The organism is Pseudomonas sp. R84 (assembly GCF_009834515.1).
Taxonomy (GTDB): Bacteria; Pseudomonadota; Gammaproteobacteria; order Pseudomonadales; family Pseudomonadaceae; genus Aquipseudomonas.
The window spans coordinates 4,521,793-4,539,275 of the sequence record NZ_CP019426.1 but is presented as its reverse complement, the minus strand read 5'-3'; the positions used below and the strand labels follow the sequence as shown (position 1 = coordinate 4,539,275).

General features: G+C 60.4%; 19 protein-coding genes. 7 read left to right on the top strand and 12 right to left on the bottom strand.

The features are described from left to right. Positions 1 to 21: 21 nt before the first annotated feature. Genes PspR84_RS20005 through PspR84_RS19990 form a run of 4 tightly spaced genes read right to left on the bottom strand, consistent with a single transcriptional unit; the run spans position 22 to position 2,670 of the window. Complete coding sequence (locus PspR84_RS20005) at positions 22 to 597, bottom strand: DUF6162 family protein (protein ID WP_160058859.1); 576 nt, start codon at positions 595 to 597, stop codon at positions 22 to 24. Further along, entirely contained in the window at positions 594 to 935 is a 342-nt protein-coding gene (locus PspR84_RS20000; RefSeq protein WP_160058858.1) for a hypothetical protein, read from the bottom strand. The genes PspR84_RS20005 and PspR84_RS20000 overlap by 4 nt, the downstream gene beginning before the upstream one ends. After that, entirely contained in the window at positions 932 to 1,474 is a 543-nt protein-coding gene (locus tag PspR84_RS19995; protein ID WP_160058857.1) for a thiamine pyrophosphate-binding protein, read from the bottom strand. The genes PspR84_RS20000 and PspR84_RS19995 overlap by 4 nt, the downstream gene beginning before the upstream one ends. Beyond that, positions 1,471 to 2,670: a PepSY domain-containing protein gene (locus PspR84_RS19990; RefSeq protein WP_160058856.1), complete on the bottom strand. Its 1,200-nt coding sequence runs from the start codon at positions 2,668 to 2,670 to the stop codon at positions 1,471 to 1,473. Before PspR84_RS19990 ends, PspR84_RS19995 begins: the two co-directional genes overlap by 4 nt. A gap of 407 nt (positions 2,671 to 3,077) precedes the next feature. Between PspR84_RS19990 and leuC the strand changes: the two genes are divergently transcribed. Both leuC and leuD read left to right on the top strand, forming a co-directional pair. Further along, a complete protein-coding gene (gene leuC / locus PspR84_RS19985; protein WP_160058855.1) occupies positions 3,078 to 4,496 on the top strand; it encodes a 3-isopropylmalate dehydratase large subunit in 1,419 nt (472 codons plus the stop codon). Continuing rightward, a complete protein-coding gene (gene leuD, locus PspR84_RS19980) occupies positions 4,493 to 5,107 on the top strand; it encodes a 3-isopropylmalate dehydratase small subunit (protein ID WP_160058854.1) in 615 nt (204 codons plus the stop codon). Before leuC ends, leuD begins: the two co-directional genes overlap by 4 nt. A gap of 125 nt (positions 5,108 to 5,232) precedes the next feature. Here leuD and PspR84_RS19975 read toward each other — a convergent pair whose 3' ends face one another. The 4 genes from PspR84_RS19975 to soxR all read right to left on the bottom strand — a co-directional run bounded on the left by PspR84_RS19975 (position 5,233) and on the right by soxR (position 8,349). After that, positions 5,233 to 6,147: a LysR substrate-binding domain-containing protein gene (locus tag PspR84_RS19975; protein WP_202982142.1), complete on the bottom strand. Its 915-nt coding sequence runs from the start codon at positions 6,145 to 6,147 to the stop codon at positions 5,233 to 5,235. A 63-nt stretch (positions 6,148 to 6,210) separates the two neighbouring features. Beyond that, entirely contained in the window at positions 6,211 to 7,086 is an 876-nt protein-coding gene (locus tag PspR84_RS19970; RefSeq protein WP_160058852.1) for an alpha/beta fold hydrolase, read from the bottom strand. Positions 7,087 to 7,334: 248 nt separating this feature from the next. Continuing rightward, positions 7,335 to 7,793, bottom strand: a complete 459-nt coding sequence (locus PspR84_RS19965; protein ID WP_160058851.1) for a VOC family protein — start codon at positions 7,791 to 7,793, stop codon at positions 7,335 to 7,337. A gap of 103 nt (positions 7,794 to 7,896) precedes the next feature. Then, positions 7,897 to 8,349 carry a redox-sensitive transcriptional activator SoxR gene (soxR, locus tag PspR84_RS19960; RefSeq protein ID WP_160058850.1) on the bottom strand — a complete coding sequence of 151 codons (453 nt, stop codon included), beginning with the start codon at positions 8,347 to 8,349 and terminating at the stop codon, positions 7,897 to 7,899. A 93-nt stretch (positions 8,350 to 8,442) separates the two neighbouring features. On the opposite strand from soxR, the gene PspR84_RS19955 reads away from it, so the two are divergent. Then, positions 8,443 to 8,796, top strand: a complete 354-nt coding sequence (locus PspR84_RS19955) for an antibiotic biosynthesis monooxygenase (RefSeq protein WP_160058849.1) — start codon at positions 8,443 to 8,445, stop codon at positions 8,794 to 8,796. Here PspR84_RS19955 and PspR84_RS19950 read toward each other — a convergent pair. The 4 genes from PspR84_RS19950 to msuE are packed head-to-tail and all read right to left on the bottom strand — an operon-like array spanning position 8,793 to position 12,876. Next, positions 8,793 to 9,896 carry a sigma-54 dependent transcriptional regulator gene (locus PspR84_RS19950; RefSeq protein ID WP_034155172.1) on the bottom strand — a complete coding sequence of 368 codons (1,104 nt, stop codon included), beginning with the start codon at positions 9,894 to 9,896 and terminating at the stop codon, positions 8,793 to 8,795. The two genes, PspR84_RS19955 and PspR84_RS19950, sit on opposite strands and share 4 nt — an antisense overlap. Positions 9,897 to 9,932: 36 nt before the next feature. After that, a complete protein-coding gene (locus PspR84_RS19945; RefSeq protein ID WP_160058848.1) occupies positions 9,933 to 11,120 on the bottom strand; it encodes an acyl-CoA dehydrogenase family protein in 1,188 nt (395 codons plus the stop codon). A gap of 36 nt (positions 11,121 to 11,156) precedes the next feature. Further along, a complete protein-coding gene (gene ssuD / locus PspR84_RS19940; protein ID WP_160058847.1) occupies positions 11,157 to 12,302 on the bottom strand; it encodes an FMNH2-dependent alkanesulfonate monooxygenase in 1,146 nt (381 codons plus the stop codon). 10 nt (positions 12,303 to 12,312) lie between these two features. Continuing rightward, a complete protein-coding gene (msuE, locus tag PspR84_RS19935; RefSeq protein ID WP_160058846.1) occupies positions 12,313 to 12,876 on the bottom strand; it encodes an FMN reductase in 564 nt (187 codons plus the stop codon). A gap of 388 nt (positions 12,877 to 13,264) precedes the next feature. Here msuE and PspR84_RS19930 point away from each other — a divergent pair, with 388 nt between their 5' ends. From PspR84_RS19930 to PspR84_RS19915, 4 genes are all read left to right on the top strand, one after another. Beyond that, the gene (locus tag PspR84_RS19930; RefSeq protein ID WP_016985420.1) at positions 13,265 to 13,522 is read left to right on the top strand and encodes a hypothetical protein; all 258 of its coding nucleotides are present in this window, start codon (positions 13,265 to 13,267) and stop codon (positions 13,520 to 13,522) included. A gap of 101 nt (positions 13,523 to 13,623) precedes the next feature. Beyond that, on the top strand, positions 13,624 to 14,238 hold the full coding sequence (locus tag PspR84_RS19925; protein ID WP_160058845.1) for a LysE family translocator: 615 nt from the start codon (positions 13,624 to 13,626) through the stop codon (positions 14,236 to 14,238). Between the two features lie 204 nt (positions 14,239 to 14,442). Beyond that, positions 14,443 to 15,609, top strand: a complete 1,167-nt coding sequence (locus tag PspR84_RS19920; RefSeq protein ID WP_160058844.1) for an aminotransferase class V-fold PLP-dependent enzyme — start codon at positions 14,443 to 14,445, stop codon at positions 15,607 to 15,609. 56 nt (positions 15,610 to 15,665) lie between these two features. Next, positions 15,666 to 17,474, top strand: a complete 1,809-nt coding sequence (locus tag PspR84_RS19915) for an aminopeptidase P family protein (RefSeq protein WP_160058843.1) — start codon at positions 15,666 to 15,668, stop codon at positions 17,472 to 17,474. The last annotated feature ends 9 nt before the right edge of the window (positions 17,475 to 17,483 follow it).

Here is a 17,483-nt window from a genome sequence, read left to right as displayed (position 1 = left end):
CTCTCGGATGAGGGCGAGGAATCAATGGCGATGTTCGCGGGTAACCCCGGCATCGTATTGCGCGACAATCTGTTTCCAGCCAGCAGCGGACAGGGCGGCTTCAGTCAGTTCGGTCGGCGCTGTCAGATTGGCGTCGCGGTTGAGCCAGATATCGGGCGCAGCCTTGTCGTCGGCGCTCAGCAACATCACGAACGAACCGGCAACCGCCGTGTTCTGGCTATGACCGAAATAGGCGCTGCCCGCCAGCATCTGCCAGGCATGACCGCCACGGCTGACCGAACTCGCATCCTGGGCAAACGGCGCAAAGCCTTCGTCGGCCAGATATTGCGGTGTCGGCAGGGCTTGCTGTTCTTCGCGCAGCAAGCGGATTTCGTCGAGGGTCACCCGCAGGTCGGCGTAGATGCCTTGTTCCGAAGCGCTGAGGTCGCGGCGCGCGTCGAGTTGATTTGTCGCCACCGGCTCCGGTTCATGGGAAACCCCGCGCCACGCGACGACCGATCCGGCGAGCGCCAGAATCAGCAGGCACAACAGCAGCACATTGAGGGTTTCATGACCGGCACCGGCCGGACGCACGATTTGTGTGGTTGGCGTGCTCATGGGGCTTCGATATCCGCTTGGTCGATTTCCACCACGTGGCCTGGACCGGCGTCGAACAGCACGTAAAACTCGGCGCCAGGCTTCTTGAACGTCAGCGTGGAATCGGCGCCGAGCTTGCCCGGCACCAGAATGGTTTCGTCATAACCGATCACATCAAGGGTCACGCCCGGCGCACCGCTGCCGTCAGAGAAACCACCGGTGCATTTGATCTGCTCGGCGTCGATGGCTTTGCATTCGCACATCGGGTTGTGGGCCAGCGCACTGACACTGAAGCCGGCGCACAGCACCAGCAGCGCAGCCTTCAGGCGCAGGCGGGAATGGCGTTGCGAGCAAGTCATGGTTTGGCTCCTTGTTGGTTCAACCAGGCAATGGTGGCGGGAGAGGCCTGACTCAGAGGGATCGAAGCCTGATGCATGCTGCCGTCCCAGCCTTCCATAGTGATCCACAGTTCGGCGTCGGTTTTGGTTTTTTCCGGCACTGGCAATTGCGCGCCCATGCGGTAGGGCGTACCGAAGAAAATCACCCCGGCGGCGCGCAGGCTGCGGGGTTTGCCGATACGCAGGTAGGTGGCTTTGACCTGGTCGATGCAGGCATCGCAGAGGGCGGCGTTGAAGCCTTTCATATGGCCGGCCGGGCCTTCGAGGCGCGGCGCTTCGTTGCGCAACTCGGCCAGGCGCAGGCTCCAGGGACCGACGGTGACTTCGCCGACGTCCCGTTCCCCGAGGCCGATGTCGCCACGAAACAGTGCGGCGTCGGCGAAGTACTTGGGCATGAAGCCCAGCGGGATCAGGAGCAACAGCACGTTGATGTGAAAGCGCCATTTGTACCAGAACAGGCTCAGGCGCGACGGTTGCGGCGCAGCAGTGGACTTGCTCACAGGTTGACCTCCGACGCTTCACGGTTCATGGCCGGTTGCGCCTGAACGCGGGATTTCTTCGACTCACGCTTGAGCGCATTGGCCGTGGCCAGCGCGGTGCGTTTGGTCCAGATCAACAAGCCGCTGAGCACCATCATGCTCAGTAACAGGCCGAAGAAAAACCAGATCAGCTTGATCCACAGCCCGCCAAAATCACCGGTATGCAGGGGACGCATGGATTCGGTGACGAACTCCAGCGAAGTGCGATCGGACAACAGACGCGAAGCCGCCACGTCCCCGTTGAACGGGTTGAGCGTCGCGGTCTGGAACATCAGCGGATACCAGCCACGGCCGCCGAGGCTCATATGGCTATAGGCGTTCCCCGGCAAGCTGACGAAGCTGACTTCCAGGCCGGGAATTTTCTGTTGGGCGACTTCGATGGCACGATCCAGACTGATGCGTGGCGGTGGTGTTCCGTCAGCCGAAATCGGCACGGCTTCACGGGCCATCGCCGGAATGATCGGCTCGCTGGAGATGGAGATGTGGTTATCGAACAGCATCGCTTCGATCAGGAACCAGGTGCCGGTGACCGAGATCACCGCAATAAACCAGATCGACCAGATACCGCTCAGGCGGTGGAAGTCGCCCCAGAAAATCCGCGCACCGTGGCGAAAGCGCAGGGTCGGGCTAAAGAAACCCTTCCAGAAGCGTTTATAGACCACCAGTCCGGTGATCAGCGAGGCCAGCAACGGCAGACCGAGGAACGACACCAGGTACCAGCCCCAGCTGTAACCATTGGTGAACGGCACCAGCCACCAGCCATGCAGCGCACGGGTGAAGGCTTTGAAGTTGAAGTCCGGTGCACCGCCCTGAATTACGCCGGTGTACGGATTGACATAAACGGTCTGCGCGCGTCCATCGGGGTAGCTGACCTCGACGTCCAGGGCGAAATGCGATTCGTCGGGGCGGCTGATGCTCTGCACGACCGTTTGCGGTTCGGCCTTCTTGATCGCGGCGAGAACCTGGTCATAGCTGAGCAGCGGCGCATCGTCGGCAGGCTGGCTGGCGCGCATCTGCGGGTTGGCCAGCCAGACGATTTCCTGGCTGACCACCGCCAGTGTGCCGGTGACACAGACGATCAGGACAAAGAACCAGATCGGTAGCGCCAGCCAGCTATGAACGAGGAACCACAGTTTGGAGCGGGATTTCTTCGACATGATTGCGCGTCTTGATAGCGGTGAAAGGGCGCGTGGCTACGGGCTTCGCAGCACGGGGACCCTGAAAGACCGGACGTGGCTTTTGCCTACGCGAACGGCCTGCATCTATATAGGACGGATGAGCGCGGAAAATCCCGAAAGATGATATGAAAGCAAATGTTTCCCAATTCGCAGGGTGTGACGAGATCCCACTGTAGGAGCTGCGGCACGCTGCGATCTTTTGATCTTGATCTTTAAAAACAAGATCAAAAGATCGCAGCCTCGTTGCACTCGACAGCTCCTACAGGATTTTGCGGTCCGGCCGATCAAACACGATTCATGATCCACGCCATCACTCTCTGCCAATTGATGGCCGACCCGCGCTGCCTATCATGGGAATCACCTGATTTCTCTGAGTGAGCGCCTTGATGACCGCCAGAACCCTCTACGACAAACACATCGATTCGCACACGGTGTGCTGCCTCGACGATCAGGGCCATGTCCTGCTGTATATCGATCGTCAGGTGATCAACGAATACACCAGCCCGCAGGCCTTCAGCGGTTTGCGCGCGGCCGGGCGCGAGGTCTGGCGGCCGGGCACGGCGCTGGCGGTGGTCGATCACGTCAACCCGACCACGCCTGTGCGCATCGCGGCAATGCCTGATGCGGGCGGCGCGCGGCAAGTGTCGTATCTGGCGGAGAACTGCCGGGACTTTGGCATCGAGTTGCTGGACATCCTCGACAAACGTCAGGGCATCGAACATGTGATCGCCCCGGAGCAAGGGTTCATTTTGCCGGGAATGGTCATCGCCGCTGGCGACAGCCACACCACTACCTATGGCGCACTCGGCGCTTTCGGTTTCGGCATCGGCACGTCCGAGATCGAGCATCTGCTGGCCTCGCAGACCTTGGTCTACAAACGTCTGAAAAGCATGCGCGTGACCGTGGAGGGCGATCTGGCGCCGGGCCTGACCTCCAAAGACGTGATCATGGCCCTGATCGGCCGCATCGGCGCTTCCGGGGCCAGCGGGTACGCCATTGAATTCTGCGGCTCGACCATCGATGCCTTGAGCGTTGAAGCGCGCATGACCATCTGCAACATGGCCGTCGAGGCCGGCGCGCGGGGCGCATTCATGGCGCCGGATGAAAAGGTCTTCGCCTATCTCAAGGGCAAGCCGCGAGCGCCGCAAGGCGAGTTGTGGGAACGGGGCGTGGAGAAGTGGCGCGAATTGCGAAGTGATCCGGGCGCGGTGTTTGACCGCGAGATTCGCCTCGATGCCAGTGTGCTGGAACCGATGGTCACCTGGGGCACCAGCCCCGATCAGGCTGCCGCGATCGGTGCGCGAGTCCCGGATCCGCAAGCGATCAGCGATCCTATCCTGCGTCAGGACATGCGCCGCGCCCTCAACTATATGGGCCTGGAAGCGGGCATGGCGCTCAGTGATATCGTCATCAGCCATGCCTTTATCGGTTCGTGCACCAATGCGCGAATCGAAGACCTGCGCGATGCTGCCAGCGTCGTAAACGGTCAACACGTGGCCGGGCATGTACGGGCGATGATCGTCCCCGGCTCCAGCGAAGTTCGCGCGCAGGCCGAGGCCGAAGGGCTGGCGCAGATCTTTATCGACGCCGGGTTCGAATGGCGGCAGTCCGGCTGTTCGATGTGCCTGGCGATGAACGACGACGTCCTCGCCCCCGGCGACCGTTGCGCGTCGAGCACCAACCGCAACTTTGAAGGCCGTCAGGGCGCTGGCGCCCGCACTCACTTGATGAGCCCGGCGATGGTCGCCGCGGCGGCAATCAGCGGTCGACTCACTGATATCCGCCACTTTGGAGAACGCTCATGAGCCTGCAACCTTTCACCCAGGTCAGCGGTCAGGCCGCGCCGTTATTGGCGGCCAATGTCGACACTGACGTGATCATGCCCAAGCAGTTCCTCAAAGGCATTGATCGCCATGGACTCGATCGCGGCTTGTTTTTCGATTTGAGGTTTCTGCGCGATGGCAGCCCCAACCCCGATTTCGTTTTGAACCAACCAGCGTGGCAGGGCGCAAGTTTTCTGCTGGTCGGGCCGAATTTTGGCTGCGGTTCCAGCCGCGAACATGCGGTCTGGGGCTTGCAGCAGATGGGCATTCGCGCGTTGATCGGCAGCAGTTTTGCCGGGATCTTCTACGACAACTGCCAGCGTAACGGGGTGTTGTTGATCACCCTGGAAGAAGCGCAGGTGCAACGTATCGGACAGCTTGTCGGTCAGGCTGAAACGGCGCGGATCAGTATTGATCTGGAGGCCCAACACATTGGCCTGGCGGATGGCACGGTGATCGAATTCCAGATTGATACCCTGCGTAAAACCGCGTTGCTGCTGGGACTGGATGCCATCGGCAGCACCCTGCAACGGCGCGAGCAGATCAAAACCTTCGAACGCCAACACCTGGCCAACAACCCGTGGCTCTCCTGACCCACCGCTGATCCCCTGTAGGAGTGAGCCTGCTCGCGATAGCGGCGGATCAGTCAGAATTGTTGTGTCTGACACACCGCTATCGCGAGCAGGCTCACTCCTACAGGGTTTTGTGTTGTTTCGGGTTACAGCGACAGGCTTTTGAAATGCGCCTGCAAAAACTCCACACACGCGCGCAACTTCCCCGAATGCGCCAGCCGCGTCGGGTACACCGCCCAGACATTGGCGCTCTGGCTGTAATCGTCCAGCACCTGCACCAAGCGTCCTTGGTCCAGCAGCGGCTTCACATCCCACAACGAGCGCAACAAAAGCCCACGCCCGTCCAGCGCCCACTGCAAAACAATCTCGCCGTTGTTTGACGACAAGGGGCCGCTGACCCGCACGCCCTCTTGCCCGCCATCGCGATCCAGATTCCAGATGCCGAAGGCGTTGTCGCGCTCCTTGATCACCAGGCAATCGTGTTGCTGCAGGTCGTCCAGTGTTTGCGGCGTGCCGCGACGTTGCAGATAACCGGGGGCGGCGCACAGCACGCGCCGATTGCTGACCAGACGCCGACCAATATGCTGGCCGGGAATGTCGTCGCCGACACGGATCTCCAGATCGAAGCCTTCATTGATGATGTCCACCACCCGGTCAAACAGGTCGAGGCGAATCTCCAGTTCTGGATAACGTTCGGCCAGCAACGACACCGCCGGGGCCACGTGATTGCGACCGAAACCGAAACTGCTGCAAATGTGCAAACGCCCACGCGGGCTGTCGTGGGCGTCGGACAGTTCGTCGTGCAGTTGCTGGAAATCATCGAGAATGCGCAATGCCCAGCGCTGCACGCGTTCACCATCCTCGGTGAGCGAGACGCGCCGGCTGGTGCGGTGCAGCAGGCGAGTGCCGAGGGTGGTTTCAAGAATCTGAATGCGTTTGCTGACGTAGGCCGGTGACAGGCCAAGTTCATCCGCTGCAGCCGCAAAGCCGTTCTTGCGGATTACGGTGAGCAGCACACGCAGGTCTTCGGGCAGGGGCACGGTGTCTTTCTTCTGGGACATGTCAAAACGAACACTGGCGGCGGCAGACGCCGCCAGCATAGCACTGAGATCTTGCGGCTCGGCTCAGCGCAAAAAGGCCAGTGCTTCGCCAAGCAGCAGTTCGGGGACTTCTTCGGCAATGTAATGGCCAGCGGGCACGGCCAGGCCGCTGACGTTGGTCGCCACTTGCTGCCACTCCTTGAGCGGATCGAAGCAGCGTCCGACCGTGCCTTCGGCGCCCCACAACACGCGCAGTGGCAGATTCAGATGATGCCCGGCAGCGATGTCGGCGCGGTCGTGCACAAGATCGATGCCGGCGCTGGCGCGATAGTCTTCGCAGATGCCACGGGCGCTGCCCGGTTGTTGCAGGCAGCGCAGGTATTCGCCGAAGGCTGCATCGGTAAACGGCTTGAGCCCGGCGCTGCGACTGCCCATCACGCTGCGCAGATAACTCTCGGGATCGGCTTCGAGCAAGGTTTCCGGCAGTGGCGCCGGACGGATCAGGAAGAACCAGTGCCAGTAGGCGCGGGCGAAGGCTTCGTTGGTTTGTGCGTACATCGACAGGGTCGGCGCGATGTCCAGCAGCATCATGCGCTGCACGGCGGCGGGGTGGTCGAGCGCCAGCCGATGGGCGACTCGTGCGCCACGGTCGTGAGCGAGGATAGAAAACTGCGCGAAGCCCAGCGACTGCATCAGCTCGACATTGTCGCGGGCCATTTCGCGTTTCGAATAATTTATGTGCAACTCATCGGCCACCGGGCGACTGCTGTCACCGTAACCGCGCAGGTCGGCGGCGACCACAGTGAAGTGTTCGGCCAGTTGTTCGGCAATCTTGTGCCAGATCACGTGGGTCTGCGGGTGCCCGTGCAACAGCAACAGGCCCGGGCCGCTGCCGCCGAGGCGGTAGGCAATGTCGACGCCGTTGACGTGGTGCTGGTCTTTGCGGAATCCGGCAAACATCGGGCTGATCCTTTTTCAGGGTTCTGGTTGGCTGCATCCTGAAATCGTCCGGCGTTTGCGGCAAGGGGCAAAGCGTGGTGGGCAGGTTCATGAAGTGTGTTGATGAGACTCGGGTTGCCAGTGCCGGCCCCTTCGCGAGCAGGCTCGCTCCCACAGGAGTCTTCGGTGTGACCACTCTCTATGCCACCCAACGAAACCCAGTGGGAGCGAGCCTGCTCGCGAAGAGGCCAGTCCAGACACTGAGATGCTCAACCCTGCTGAAACATCTCCATCGCCCGCTGCTTGATCTGTTCTTCAGTCAGATCCTCCTTGCGCGAGGCGAGAAACCACAGATGCCCGTACGGATCCTTCAACGTCCCGCTGCGATCACCGTAAAACTGATCCTTGACCTCGGACACAGTCGTCGCTCCCGCGTCCAGCGCCCGTTGAAACGACTTGTCGACATCGGTCACATACAGATGCAAACCAACCGACACGGCTTGATCCGGACTGCTCAACGGCCCCTGATCACATGGCGAACCGAGCATGATCGCGCTGTCACCAATGCGCAGTTCGGCGTGGCCGATACCGCCGTCTGGCATGGCCAGGCGCATGACTTCGGTGGCGCCGAAGGCTTTTTTATAGAAATCGATGGCCTCGGCGGCTTTGTGGATGCCGAGATACGGGGTAATGCTGTGATACCCCTCGGGAATGGGTTTGACGCTCATGACGTTCTCCCTGATTTTTGTTCTATGAGATGTGGCTCCACCGGATTTGTGGAAGATTCACTATAGAACCGTCTTCGCCGTGCAAATTTTTGCCCGACGAGCGTCAGTCTTCGGGAAAGTGCGGCCCCGGTCCCTGTTCACCCAGAACATCGCCCTGATTACGCAGCGGGCAGGCCTCCATCGACAAACAGCCGCAACCGATGCAGCCATTGAGCCGATCGCGCAGTAGGGTCAATTGCTCGATCCGCTCATCCAGTTCGCGGCGCCATTGCTGCGAGAGGATATTCCAGTCGGTCGCGCTGGGCGCCCGATCATTCGGGAGGATTTTCAGCGCCTCGCCAATTTCCGCTAGTGGAATCCCCAGCCGCTGCGCAACCTTGATCAAGGCCACCCGGCGCAGCACTTCACGTGGATAGCGTCGCTGATTGCCTGCATTGCGCTGGCTCTTGATCAGGCCTTTGGATTCATAAAAGTGCAGAGCGGTGACGGCGACGCCACTGCGCGCTGCGACTTCGCCAACCGTTAACTGTTTGTGCACATTTTCTTTGCTGATCATCTGAAGACAGCTCTTGACCTTGACTTAACTAGAGGTTTTACCCTGCAGGTCTTCGAGTCGCAAGGCTCGTCTTACGCTGAGTGGGGGCTTTCCATGAACAACTGCAGTTTTACCCAATTGATCGAATTTGAAATCGAACCACGCCAACAACCTGCGCTGGTGACCGCACTATCGAGGCAAACCGAGCGTCTGGCTCAGCGCTACGAGGGTTTTGTCAGCGCCAGTGTGCAGGCCAGCGATGACGGCCGGCGCGTGCTGAGTTTTCTCCAATGGCAGTCCCGCGAGGCGGGAGAGGCGGCATTTCGCAGCTTTGAGAGCGGCGAGCAGGATTTCTGGCAACTGATTCATACCCATCAGGCGAAAACCATCACCTTCAATTCGTTCCAGGTGCTGAGCAGCATCGCCCGCAGCCACGACGATGCGCTGCACTGCCACCTGGTGGGCTAGATCGACAGCTGGATCAAGCGTTCGCCTTGCAGGTTTTCCGTGAGTCGCCGCTTGTTTACCGCCAGTTCGCCGATTTTGATCAAACGCGTGCGGGTGACGTTGCGGCTCAGACCGAGCAGTGCTGCGGTGTGCACCTGGTTGTAATGGCAAAAGCGATACGCTGCGCGCAGCAGGGCGTCTTCGACTTTCTCGTGCAAAGCGCCGGCCTGTTGCGCGAAGAGTTTTTGAAAGGCCTGTTCCAGCAACGCTTCCGGTGAATCATCGGCGCTGTTGTGATGATCGTCCGGGCGATCGATGCGCAGGTTTGACAGGCGCAAATCATCGCGTTCGATCACGCCGTTGCGGCAGATCAGCAGGGTGTGATGGATGACGTTTTCCAGTTCGCGAATATTGCCCGGCCAACTGTAAGCGCGCAGCTTGTGCTCGGCGCCGGGGCTGATACTCACGCGTCCATAACCGAGGCGCTGACTGTAGGCTTCGATGAAATGGCGCGTGAGCGGGAGGATATCGCCGGGACGCTCGCGCAGTGGGCTCAGCTCCAGATTGACCACGTTGAGGCGGTAATACAGATCCTCGCGGAAATGGCCGGCATTGATGGCTTTCTCCAGCTGCACATTGGTCGCCGCCAGCACCCGCACATCGATAGGAATACTTTTGCGCGAGCCGAGCCGCACCACTTCGCGCTCCTGCAAAACCCGCAATAACTTCACCTGAATCGCCATCGGCAGATCGCCGATCTCATCGAGAAATAACGTGCCGCCGTCCGCCTCCTCGAACCAGCCGGCCTTGGCGCTCAGTGCGCCGGTGAACGCACCTTTTTCATGACCGAACAATTCCGCCTCTACCAGCGATTCGGAAAACGCCCCGCAATTGACCGCAATAAACGGCCGATGACGGCGATTGCTGAGGTTATGAATATGCCGCGCCACCAGCTCTTTGCCAGTCCCGGTTTCGCCGATGATCAGCACACTCGCTTCACTCGGCGCGACTTGTTGCAAATGCGCGAGCAGGGCCTGGGACTTCGGGTCTTCGAATACCTGCGCGGTGGCGCGGATCGACGTGGCGAGCGCGGGAGAGGGCGGTAGGGTCAGCAGTTGCATGGGCTCGTCCTTCTTTTTAGTTCAAATGCAGGCAGGTCAGGAATAAAAGGTCGGCACCGGCAGCGACTGATTCAGCGCCCAGTCGCCCAACTCATGGAGTTTGTAATCCAGCGGGTCGTGCAGGGTTTGCGTGCGCAGGTTGCGCCAGTGGCGGTCGAGACGCAGGGAGGCATGAGTGGAGCGTGCGCCGGTCACTTCGAACAAACGGCTGCAAATCTCCAGGCCCTGACGGCTGGCGGCGACTTTGGCGGTGGCAATCGCTGTGGCGACATGACCGCGCTCTTCGGCGCTGAGACTCGCACCTTTGGCCCAGGCCTCATCGAGTAATGCCGCCGCGCGTTCGACCAACAGACGAATGCCTTCCAGCGCCACCCAGAACTCGCCGTAATGCGCGAGCACGTAGGGATCTTCGCGCACATCGCGGGCCGTGGATTTGTGCCAGAGCCGGGTTTCGCTGAGGGTGTATTGCCGCGCCTCTTCGAAAGCGCCTTCGGCAATCCCGAGAAACATATGCGTGAACGTCAGTTGCGCAATCAACGGTCGCAAGCAGGCGAACGGCGTGCTCAGCGGACCGGGATCGAGGAGCAGTTCCGACTCTTCGACGCGCACCCGTTCAAACGTGGCGCTGCCGCTGTCAGTCTGACGCTGGCCGATGTTGTTCCAGTCGTTGTGCAGGGTGATGCCACTGCGGCCGCTAGGAATCGCCGCGATCAGCAACTTGCCGCCAGCACTTTCATCGACCGCCGAAGCGATCAGCATCTGTGAATCGCTGGCGCCGGAACAGAAACTTTTCTTCCCGGAAAATTCGCGCCAGCCGCCGAGATCCTTGACCACGGTGCGGGTGTCGAGCGGGTTGAGCGCATTGCCCCAGAACCAGTTCTGCCGCGCGGTCTGTTCGAACCACGGCTGCCATTGTTCCGGCCGCGAGAACAGGCGCACGGTGGCGAGCATCAAGTGATGAAAGCCGAACACGTGGGCGAGCGAACTGTCGACCTTGGCGAACTCGCGAACGACTTGCAGGGTTTCGCTCCAGCTCGCGCCGAGGCCGCCGTAGCGGGTCGGAATACTCAAGGCCAGCAGGCCGCTGTCGCGCAGGGCATCGCGCTCGACTTTCGGCGTGCCACCACGTTCATCACGCTCGACGGCGGTCAGGGCAAACTCGGCGGCCAGTTGGCGGGCGGTCTGCAGCGGGGATAACAAAGTACTTTGCGGTTTGGCGGTCACACCAACACTCCTGAATTCAATCAGCCGGGGTTCGGTTTACGCCGAGGCTTTTGTGGGCAACACATCATTGGCAATCATTTCGCCAAACGGCCCGGTCAGATTGGTCACGCCACGCCCGGCCAGACTGGCGTAAGGCTCGGGCAACAGCGGGAACACCAACTCGGCAAAGCGGTATGCCTCTTCCAGATGCGGATAACCGGAGAAGATGAAGCTCTCGATGCCCAGATCCGCGTATTCCTTGATCCGCGCCGCCACTTGCTGCGGATCGCCAACCAGCGCCGTCCCGGCACCACCGCGCACCAGACCGACACCGGCCCACAGGTTGGGGGCGATTTCGAGGTTGTCGCGACGGCCATCGTGCAACGCTGCCATGCGCCGCTGGCCTTCGGAGTCGAAGCGCGAGAAGGATTTCTGCGCCGCCTCAATGGTCTCGTCGCTGATGTGTTCGATCAGTTTGTCCGCGGCTTTCCAGGCTTCTTCGGCGGTCTCGCGCACGATCACATGCAAGCGAATACCGAACTTCACCTGGCGGCCATGCCGCGCCGCTCGTTCGCGCACATCGGCGAGTTTTTCCGCGACCGCGGCCGGTGGTTCGCCCCAGGTCAGATAGACATCGACCTGTTCGGCGGCCAGATCATGCGCGGCATCGGAGGAGCCGCCGAAGTACAACGGCGGATAAGGTTTTTGCACCGGCGGATACAGCGCTTTGGCGTTCTGCACCTTCAGGTGTTTGCCGTCGAAATCCACCGCTTCGCCTTGCAACACGCGGCGCCAGATCTTCAGGAATTCATCGGTGACTTCATAGCGCTCGGCGTGGCTGAGGAAACTGCCGTCGCCACGGTTTTCATCCGGATCGCCGCCGGTCACCACGTTGATCAACAAGCGGCCGTTGGACAGCCGATCAAGCGTCGCAGCCATGCGCGCCGAGACTGTCGGCGAGATGATCCCCGGACGGATCGCCACCAGATAACGCAGGCGCTCGGTCAACGGCACCAGTGCCGAGGCGATCACCCACGAGTCTTCGCAGGAGCGCCCGGTGGGAATCAGCACGCCGTGGTAGCCGAGACTGTCAGCGGCCTGCGCCACCTGTTTCAGATAATTGAGAGTGACCGGGCGCGCACCTTGGGTGGTGCCCAGATAGTGGCCATCACCGTGGGTCGGCAGGAACCAGAAAACATCCATGAACGACTCCTCAGGCGATTTTCAGCAACGGTTTGATTTGTGTGGCGAACAGCGGCGCGGCGCGTTCGGCGGCCAGGCGGATGCGCGCCTTCAACAGTTCGCTGGTGATCTGGTAATCGGCGAAGTCGGCTTCGGTGGCGTACACACCGATCGGCAAGGTCATGGCCTGGAAGAAGCTGAATAGCGGCCGCAGTTGATGATCAAGGACCAGCGCATGGCGTTCGCTGCCGCCGGTAGCGGCGAGTAGCACCGGCGTGTCGATCAGGGCGTTGAGGTCGATCAGGTCGAACAGATGCTTGAGCAGACCCGGGTAGGAACCGCGATAAACCGGCGCGGCAACAATCAGCAAATCGGCTTGTTCGATGGCTTGCAACTCGGCTTCAACTTCAGCACTGAGTTCCTGACGCGACAGCGCGCCGCCGAGCGGGCGAGCAATATCACCGAGTTCGATCAAATGGCTTTCGATGGTCAGGTGCCTGGCCAGTTCGGCGAGCAAGGCTTGGGTCAGCACCAAAGTACGGGACGGACGCCAGGTGCCGCCGGAGAGGGCGACGACTTTCAGGGGACGCGACATGATCAGTTCCTTTTTCAACAGTTGCTCAGCGAGCAGTGAATGAGTCACCGGGTCTGAGCAAGCGCTGTACCAATTCCTGCAAGCCCCGGTTTACAAAGCGTTGAGCGTTAGCGTGGCGGTCGCCCCTGTGAGCAGCGAGGCGCTTTGTTGAATCGGTGTTGGTTGAGCAACAGTTGCTGGAGCAACAGTGCTCAGCGCATGGATGGAGTTATAAAGGCAGTTTGTTATTCCGTAAAAGAACGTTAATTGATATTTATAGATCGTTAGGAGATATGCGGCGGTTTGTGTCGAATTCCTGATAGCCACTATTGAGAGCGTTGATTTCTGCGCGAGCGTGCCCGGGCGTAGCCTTTGTCCATCGACTCCCATTGCTCGCCAGGACGCTCCCATGAATCGTTTACTGACTGTTTCCCTGTTGCTCGCTGTCTCCGTACTCGCCGGTTGTGCCGGACATGTTTCACCGGAACTGCGCCCTTACACCGATGAAGAATCCCGCGAATTGGCGATGGAAGCACTGAATCGCAGCGGCTTGTCTTTCGACGAATATCACGCGAAAAAAGCGCAATTGCTCGGTCAGACCCGGTTCGACAAGAAAGCTGAAATGAGTGCCGAACGTGCCGTACAGCTGCACGGTCGTCCTAGCTGAAAACAAACTGTACTGGTTGAAGTTTTACCCAACTGTCCGTGGGCTTGCCGGGCGGCGTGGGATAGGGTCAACACCTGAATGACCCTGATGGATTGCCTGCCATGACCCTCTCGCTTGACCTGCTGTTGGGCTTTGCCCTGTTTGCCCTTGTCACCTCGATTACACCTGGACCGAACAACACCATGTTGCTGGCATCGGGGGTGAATTTCGGCTTTAACCGCACCATCCCGCATATGCTCGGGATTACTTGCGGTTTCTTCGTTCTGGTCGTGGCCGTGGGCTTTGGCCTTGGCGCGGTGTTCCAGACCTATCCGATTCTTTACACGGTTCTGCGCTATGTCGGCGCGGCATATCTGCTGTATCTGGCGTGGAAAATCGCTCACTCGGGACCTGTCGGTGACAGTGCCGAAGGCGAGGCGAAGCCGATCAGCTACCTCGGCGCGGCTGCGTTTCAGTGGGTCAATCCCAAGGCGTGGATCATGGCCATCGGCGCCATTAGCACCTACACACCGATGCAGGGCTATTTCACCAATGTCGTGGTGATTGCTGCGGTGTTTGCCATCATCAACCTGCCGAGTGTCGGCGTCTGGGCGGCCTGCGGTACGTTGTTGCGCAATGTGCTGAAGGATCCGCGCTGGTTGCGCGTGTTCAACTGGGGCATGGCGGCGCTGTTGGTGATTTCGCTGTACCCGTTATTTCTCGAAAGCTTTAGCTGACGCATCGCTTCAACCGCAGGCCGGATGCCTGTTAAGCTCGGCTTCAGGAGCGTTCCTACGCACTTTGAATGAAGTTGTTCTTCTTTAACGGCATCCGATCAGGTATTGATGACGCTCTCGAACCGACGCGCAGCTCACAAGGCTGCGCCGTACCGTTTGCAGACACGAGCCTCCTGATCCCGGAACACGCTCTGCGAGTCTTTTATGAACACACGTCCGTTGTATTTCGACTACGCCGCCACCACCCCGGTCGACGAGCGGGTCATCCAGGTGATGATCGAGTGTCTGGGGTTTCACGGTAACTTTGGTAACCCGGCTTCCAGCTCCCACGCGTTCGGCCAGCAGGCCCGGCACACGGTCGAGCAGGCCCGCCGCCAGGTTGCCGATCTGGTCGGCGCCAATGCCGAACAGATTGTCTGGACCTCCGGTGCCACCGAGTCCAATAACCTCGCCCTCAAAGGCGTGGCGCATGCGCGCAGGGTGTCCGGCGGCCACATCATTACCAGTCAGATCGAACACAAAGCCATCCTCGATACTGCCCGCCAATTGCAGGACGCCGGCATCGCCGTGACTTATCTGGTGCCGGACGCCGATGGCCTGATCACGCCGCAAGCGGTCAGTGAAGCCATGCGCGACGACACCTTTCTGGTGTCACTGATGTTGGTCAACAACGAACTGGGCACCGTCAATGATGTTCAAGCGATTGGCGAAGTGGTGCGCAGTCGTGAGGCGTTGTTCCATGTTGATGCGGCACAGGGCGCCGGCAAAGTGATCATCGATCTGGCGCAGTGGCCGGTGGATTTGATGTCGTTTTCGGCGCACAAACTTTACGGCCCCAAAGGCATCGGCGCGCTGTATGTCGGCCCACGGGCGCAGCAGCGTTTGCAGGCGCAGATTCACGGCGGCGGACATGAAGGTGGCTTGCGCTCCGGAACCTTGGCGACGCACCAGATTGCCGGGATGGGCGCAGCATTTGCCTTGGCCGCCGAGGCATTCGATGCCGAGAAAAAAACCATCGTCGCACTGCGTGAACGCCTGCTCGAACAACTGCTGAGCCTGCCGGGCGTGCGCCTGAATGGTTGTGCCACTCAGCGCATTCCGCACACCTTGAGCCTGACCTTCAGCGAAGGCGAATTCAACAGCGCGGCGTTGAGTCATTCGATCGCCTTTTCCGCGACCTCGGCCTGCAACTCGGCCAGTAATACGCCATCTCACGTGCTGTTGGCGCTGGGGCATGACGCGCATCTGGCCGGTCGCACCATTCGGCTGAGCCTCGGCCGTTTCACCACCGCCGAAGATATCGACAAAGCCGTTCAACTGATCAAGACCGCCTGCGCCAGTGCTCCGGCATTCTGGGCGACAGGACTTTAAACAAGCCGACCTCACGGCTACGAACAATAACGATGAAGTGATTAGCAGGAGACATGATGAGTACCCAGACCTCGACCGAAGGATCGGTGCCCCAGCGCCTGGCGCACACCCGCGAACTGATGCGCCGCGAAGGCATTCACGCACTGCTGGTGCCATCCGCCGACCCGCATTTGTCGGAATATCTGCCGGGTTACTGGCAGGGCCGGCAGTGGTTGTCGGGTTTCCATGGTTCGGTCGGGACGTTGATCGTCACCACTGATTTCGCCGGCGTCTGGGCCGACAGCCGTTATTGGGAGCAAGCGAGCAAGGAACTCAAGGGCAGCGGCATCGAACTGGTGAAACTGCAACCGGGTCAGCCGAGCCCGCTTGACTGGCTCGCCGAGCAGACACCGGAAGGTGGTGTAGTTGCGGTCGACGGTGCGGTGATGGCCGTGGCCTCGGCGCGTACCCTGAGCAGCAAGCTTGAAGCACGCGGTGCACGTCTGCGTACCGACATCGATCTGTTGCAGGAAGTCTGGAGCGATCGCCCGAGCCTGCCGAATGCCCCGATCTATCAGCATCTGCCACCGCAAGCGACCGTCAGCCGTGGCGAGAAACTCGCCAAACTGCGCGAAACCTTGCAGGAGCGCGGGGCGGACTGGCATTTCATCGCCACCCTCGACGACATTGCCTGGCTGTTCAACCTGCGCGGCGGCGATGTGTCGTTCAACCCGGTGTTTGTATCGTTTGCCTTGATCGATCAGCAGCAGGCCACGTTGTTCGTGGCGCTGAGCAAGGTTGATGCTCAATTGCGCGCCTTGCTGGAGCAGGACGGCGTGACGCTGCGCGATTACCGCGAAGTCGCAGATGCCCTGCGTGCCGTGCCGAGTGGCGCGAGCCTGCTGGTTGACCCGGCGCGAGTGACCAGCGGTTTGCTGGATAACCTCGACAGCGGCGTGAAGCTGGTCGAAGGCTTGAACCCGACCACGTTGGCCAAGTCACAGAAAAGTGAGGCCGATGCTCAGCACATCCGCCAAGCGATGGAGCAGGACGGTGCGGCGCTGTGCGAATTCTTCGCCTGGCTGGAATCGGCTTGGGGTCGCGAACGCATCACCGAATTGACCATCGACGAAAAGCTCACCGCTGCCCGTGAGCGTCGTCCGGATTATGTATCGCTAAGTTTCAACACCATTGCTGCGTTCAACGCCAATGGCGCGATGCCGCATTACCACGCGACCGAAGAAGAACACGCGGTCATTGAGGGTGATGGTTTGCTGCTGATCGACTCGGGCGGTCAATACCTGGGCGGCACCACGGACATCACGCGGATGGTGCCGGTCGGTACGCCGACCGAAGAGCAGAAGCGCGATTGCACGCGCGTGTTGAAAGGCGTGATTGCGCTGTCGCGTGCGCAGTTCCCGAAAGGCATTCTCTCGCCGCTGCTCGACGCCATTGCCCGCGCGCCGATCTGGGCCGACAGTGTGGATTACGGTCACGGTACGGGTCATGGCGTTGGCTATTTCCTCAACGTTCATGAAGGCCCGCAAGTGATTGCGTATCAGGCCGCGCCTGCACCGCAAACGGCCATGCAGCCGGGGATGATCACTTCGATCGAGCCGGGCACTTACCGTCCGGGTCGTTGGGGCGTGCGCATCGAGAACCTGGCGATGAACCGCGAGGCGGGCAGCAGCGAATTCGGTGAATTCCTCAAGTTTGAAACCTTGACACTGTGCCCGATCGACACGCGTTGCCTGCTGCCGGCCCTGCTGTCGGAAGAAGATAAACAGTGGTTTAACGACTACCACGCGCAAGTGCGTGAGCGCTTGAGTCCTTTGCTTGAGGGTGCTGCGCTGGAATGGCTGAACACCCGCACTGCGGCCATCTGATCCGTTGCA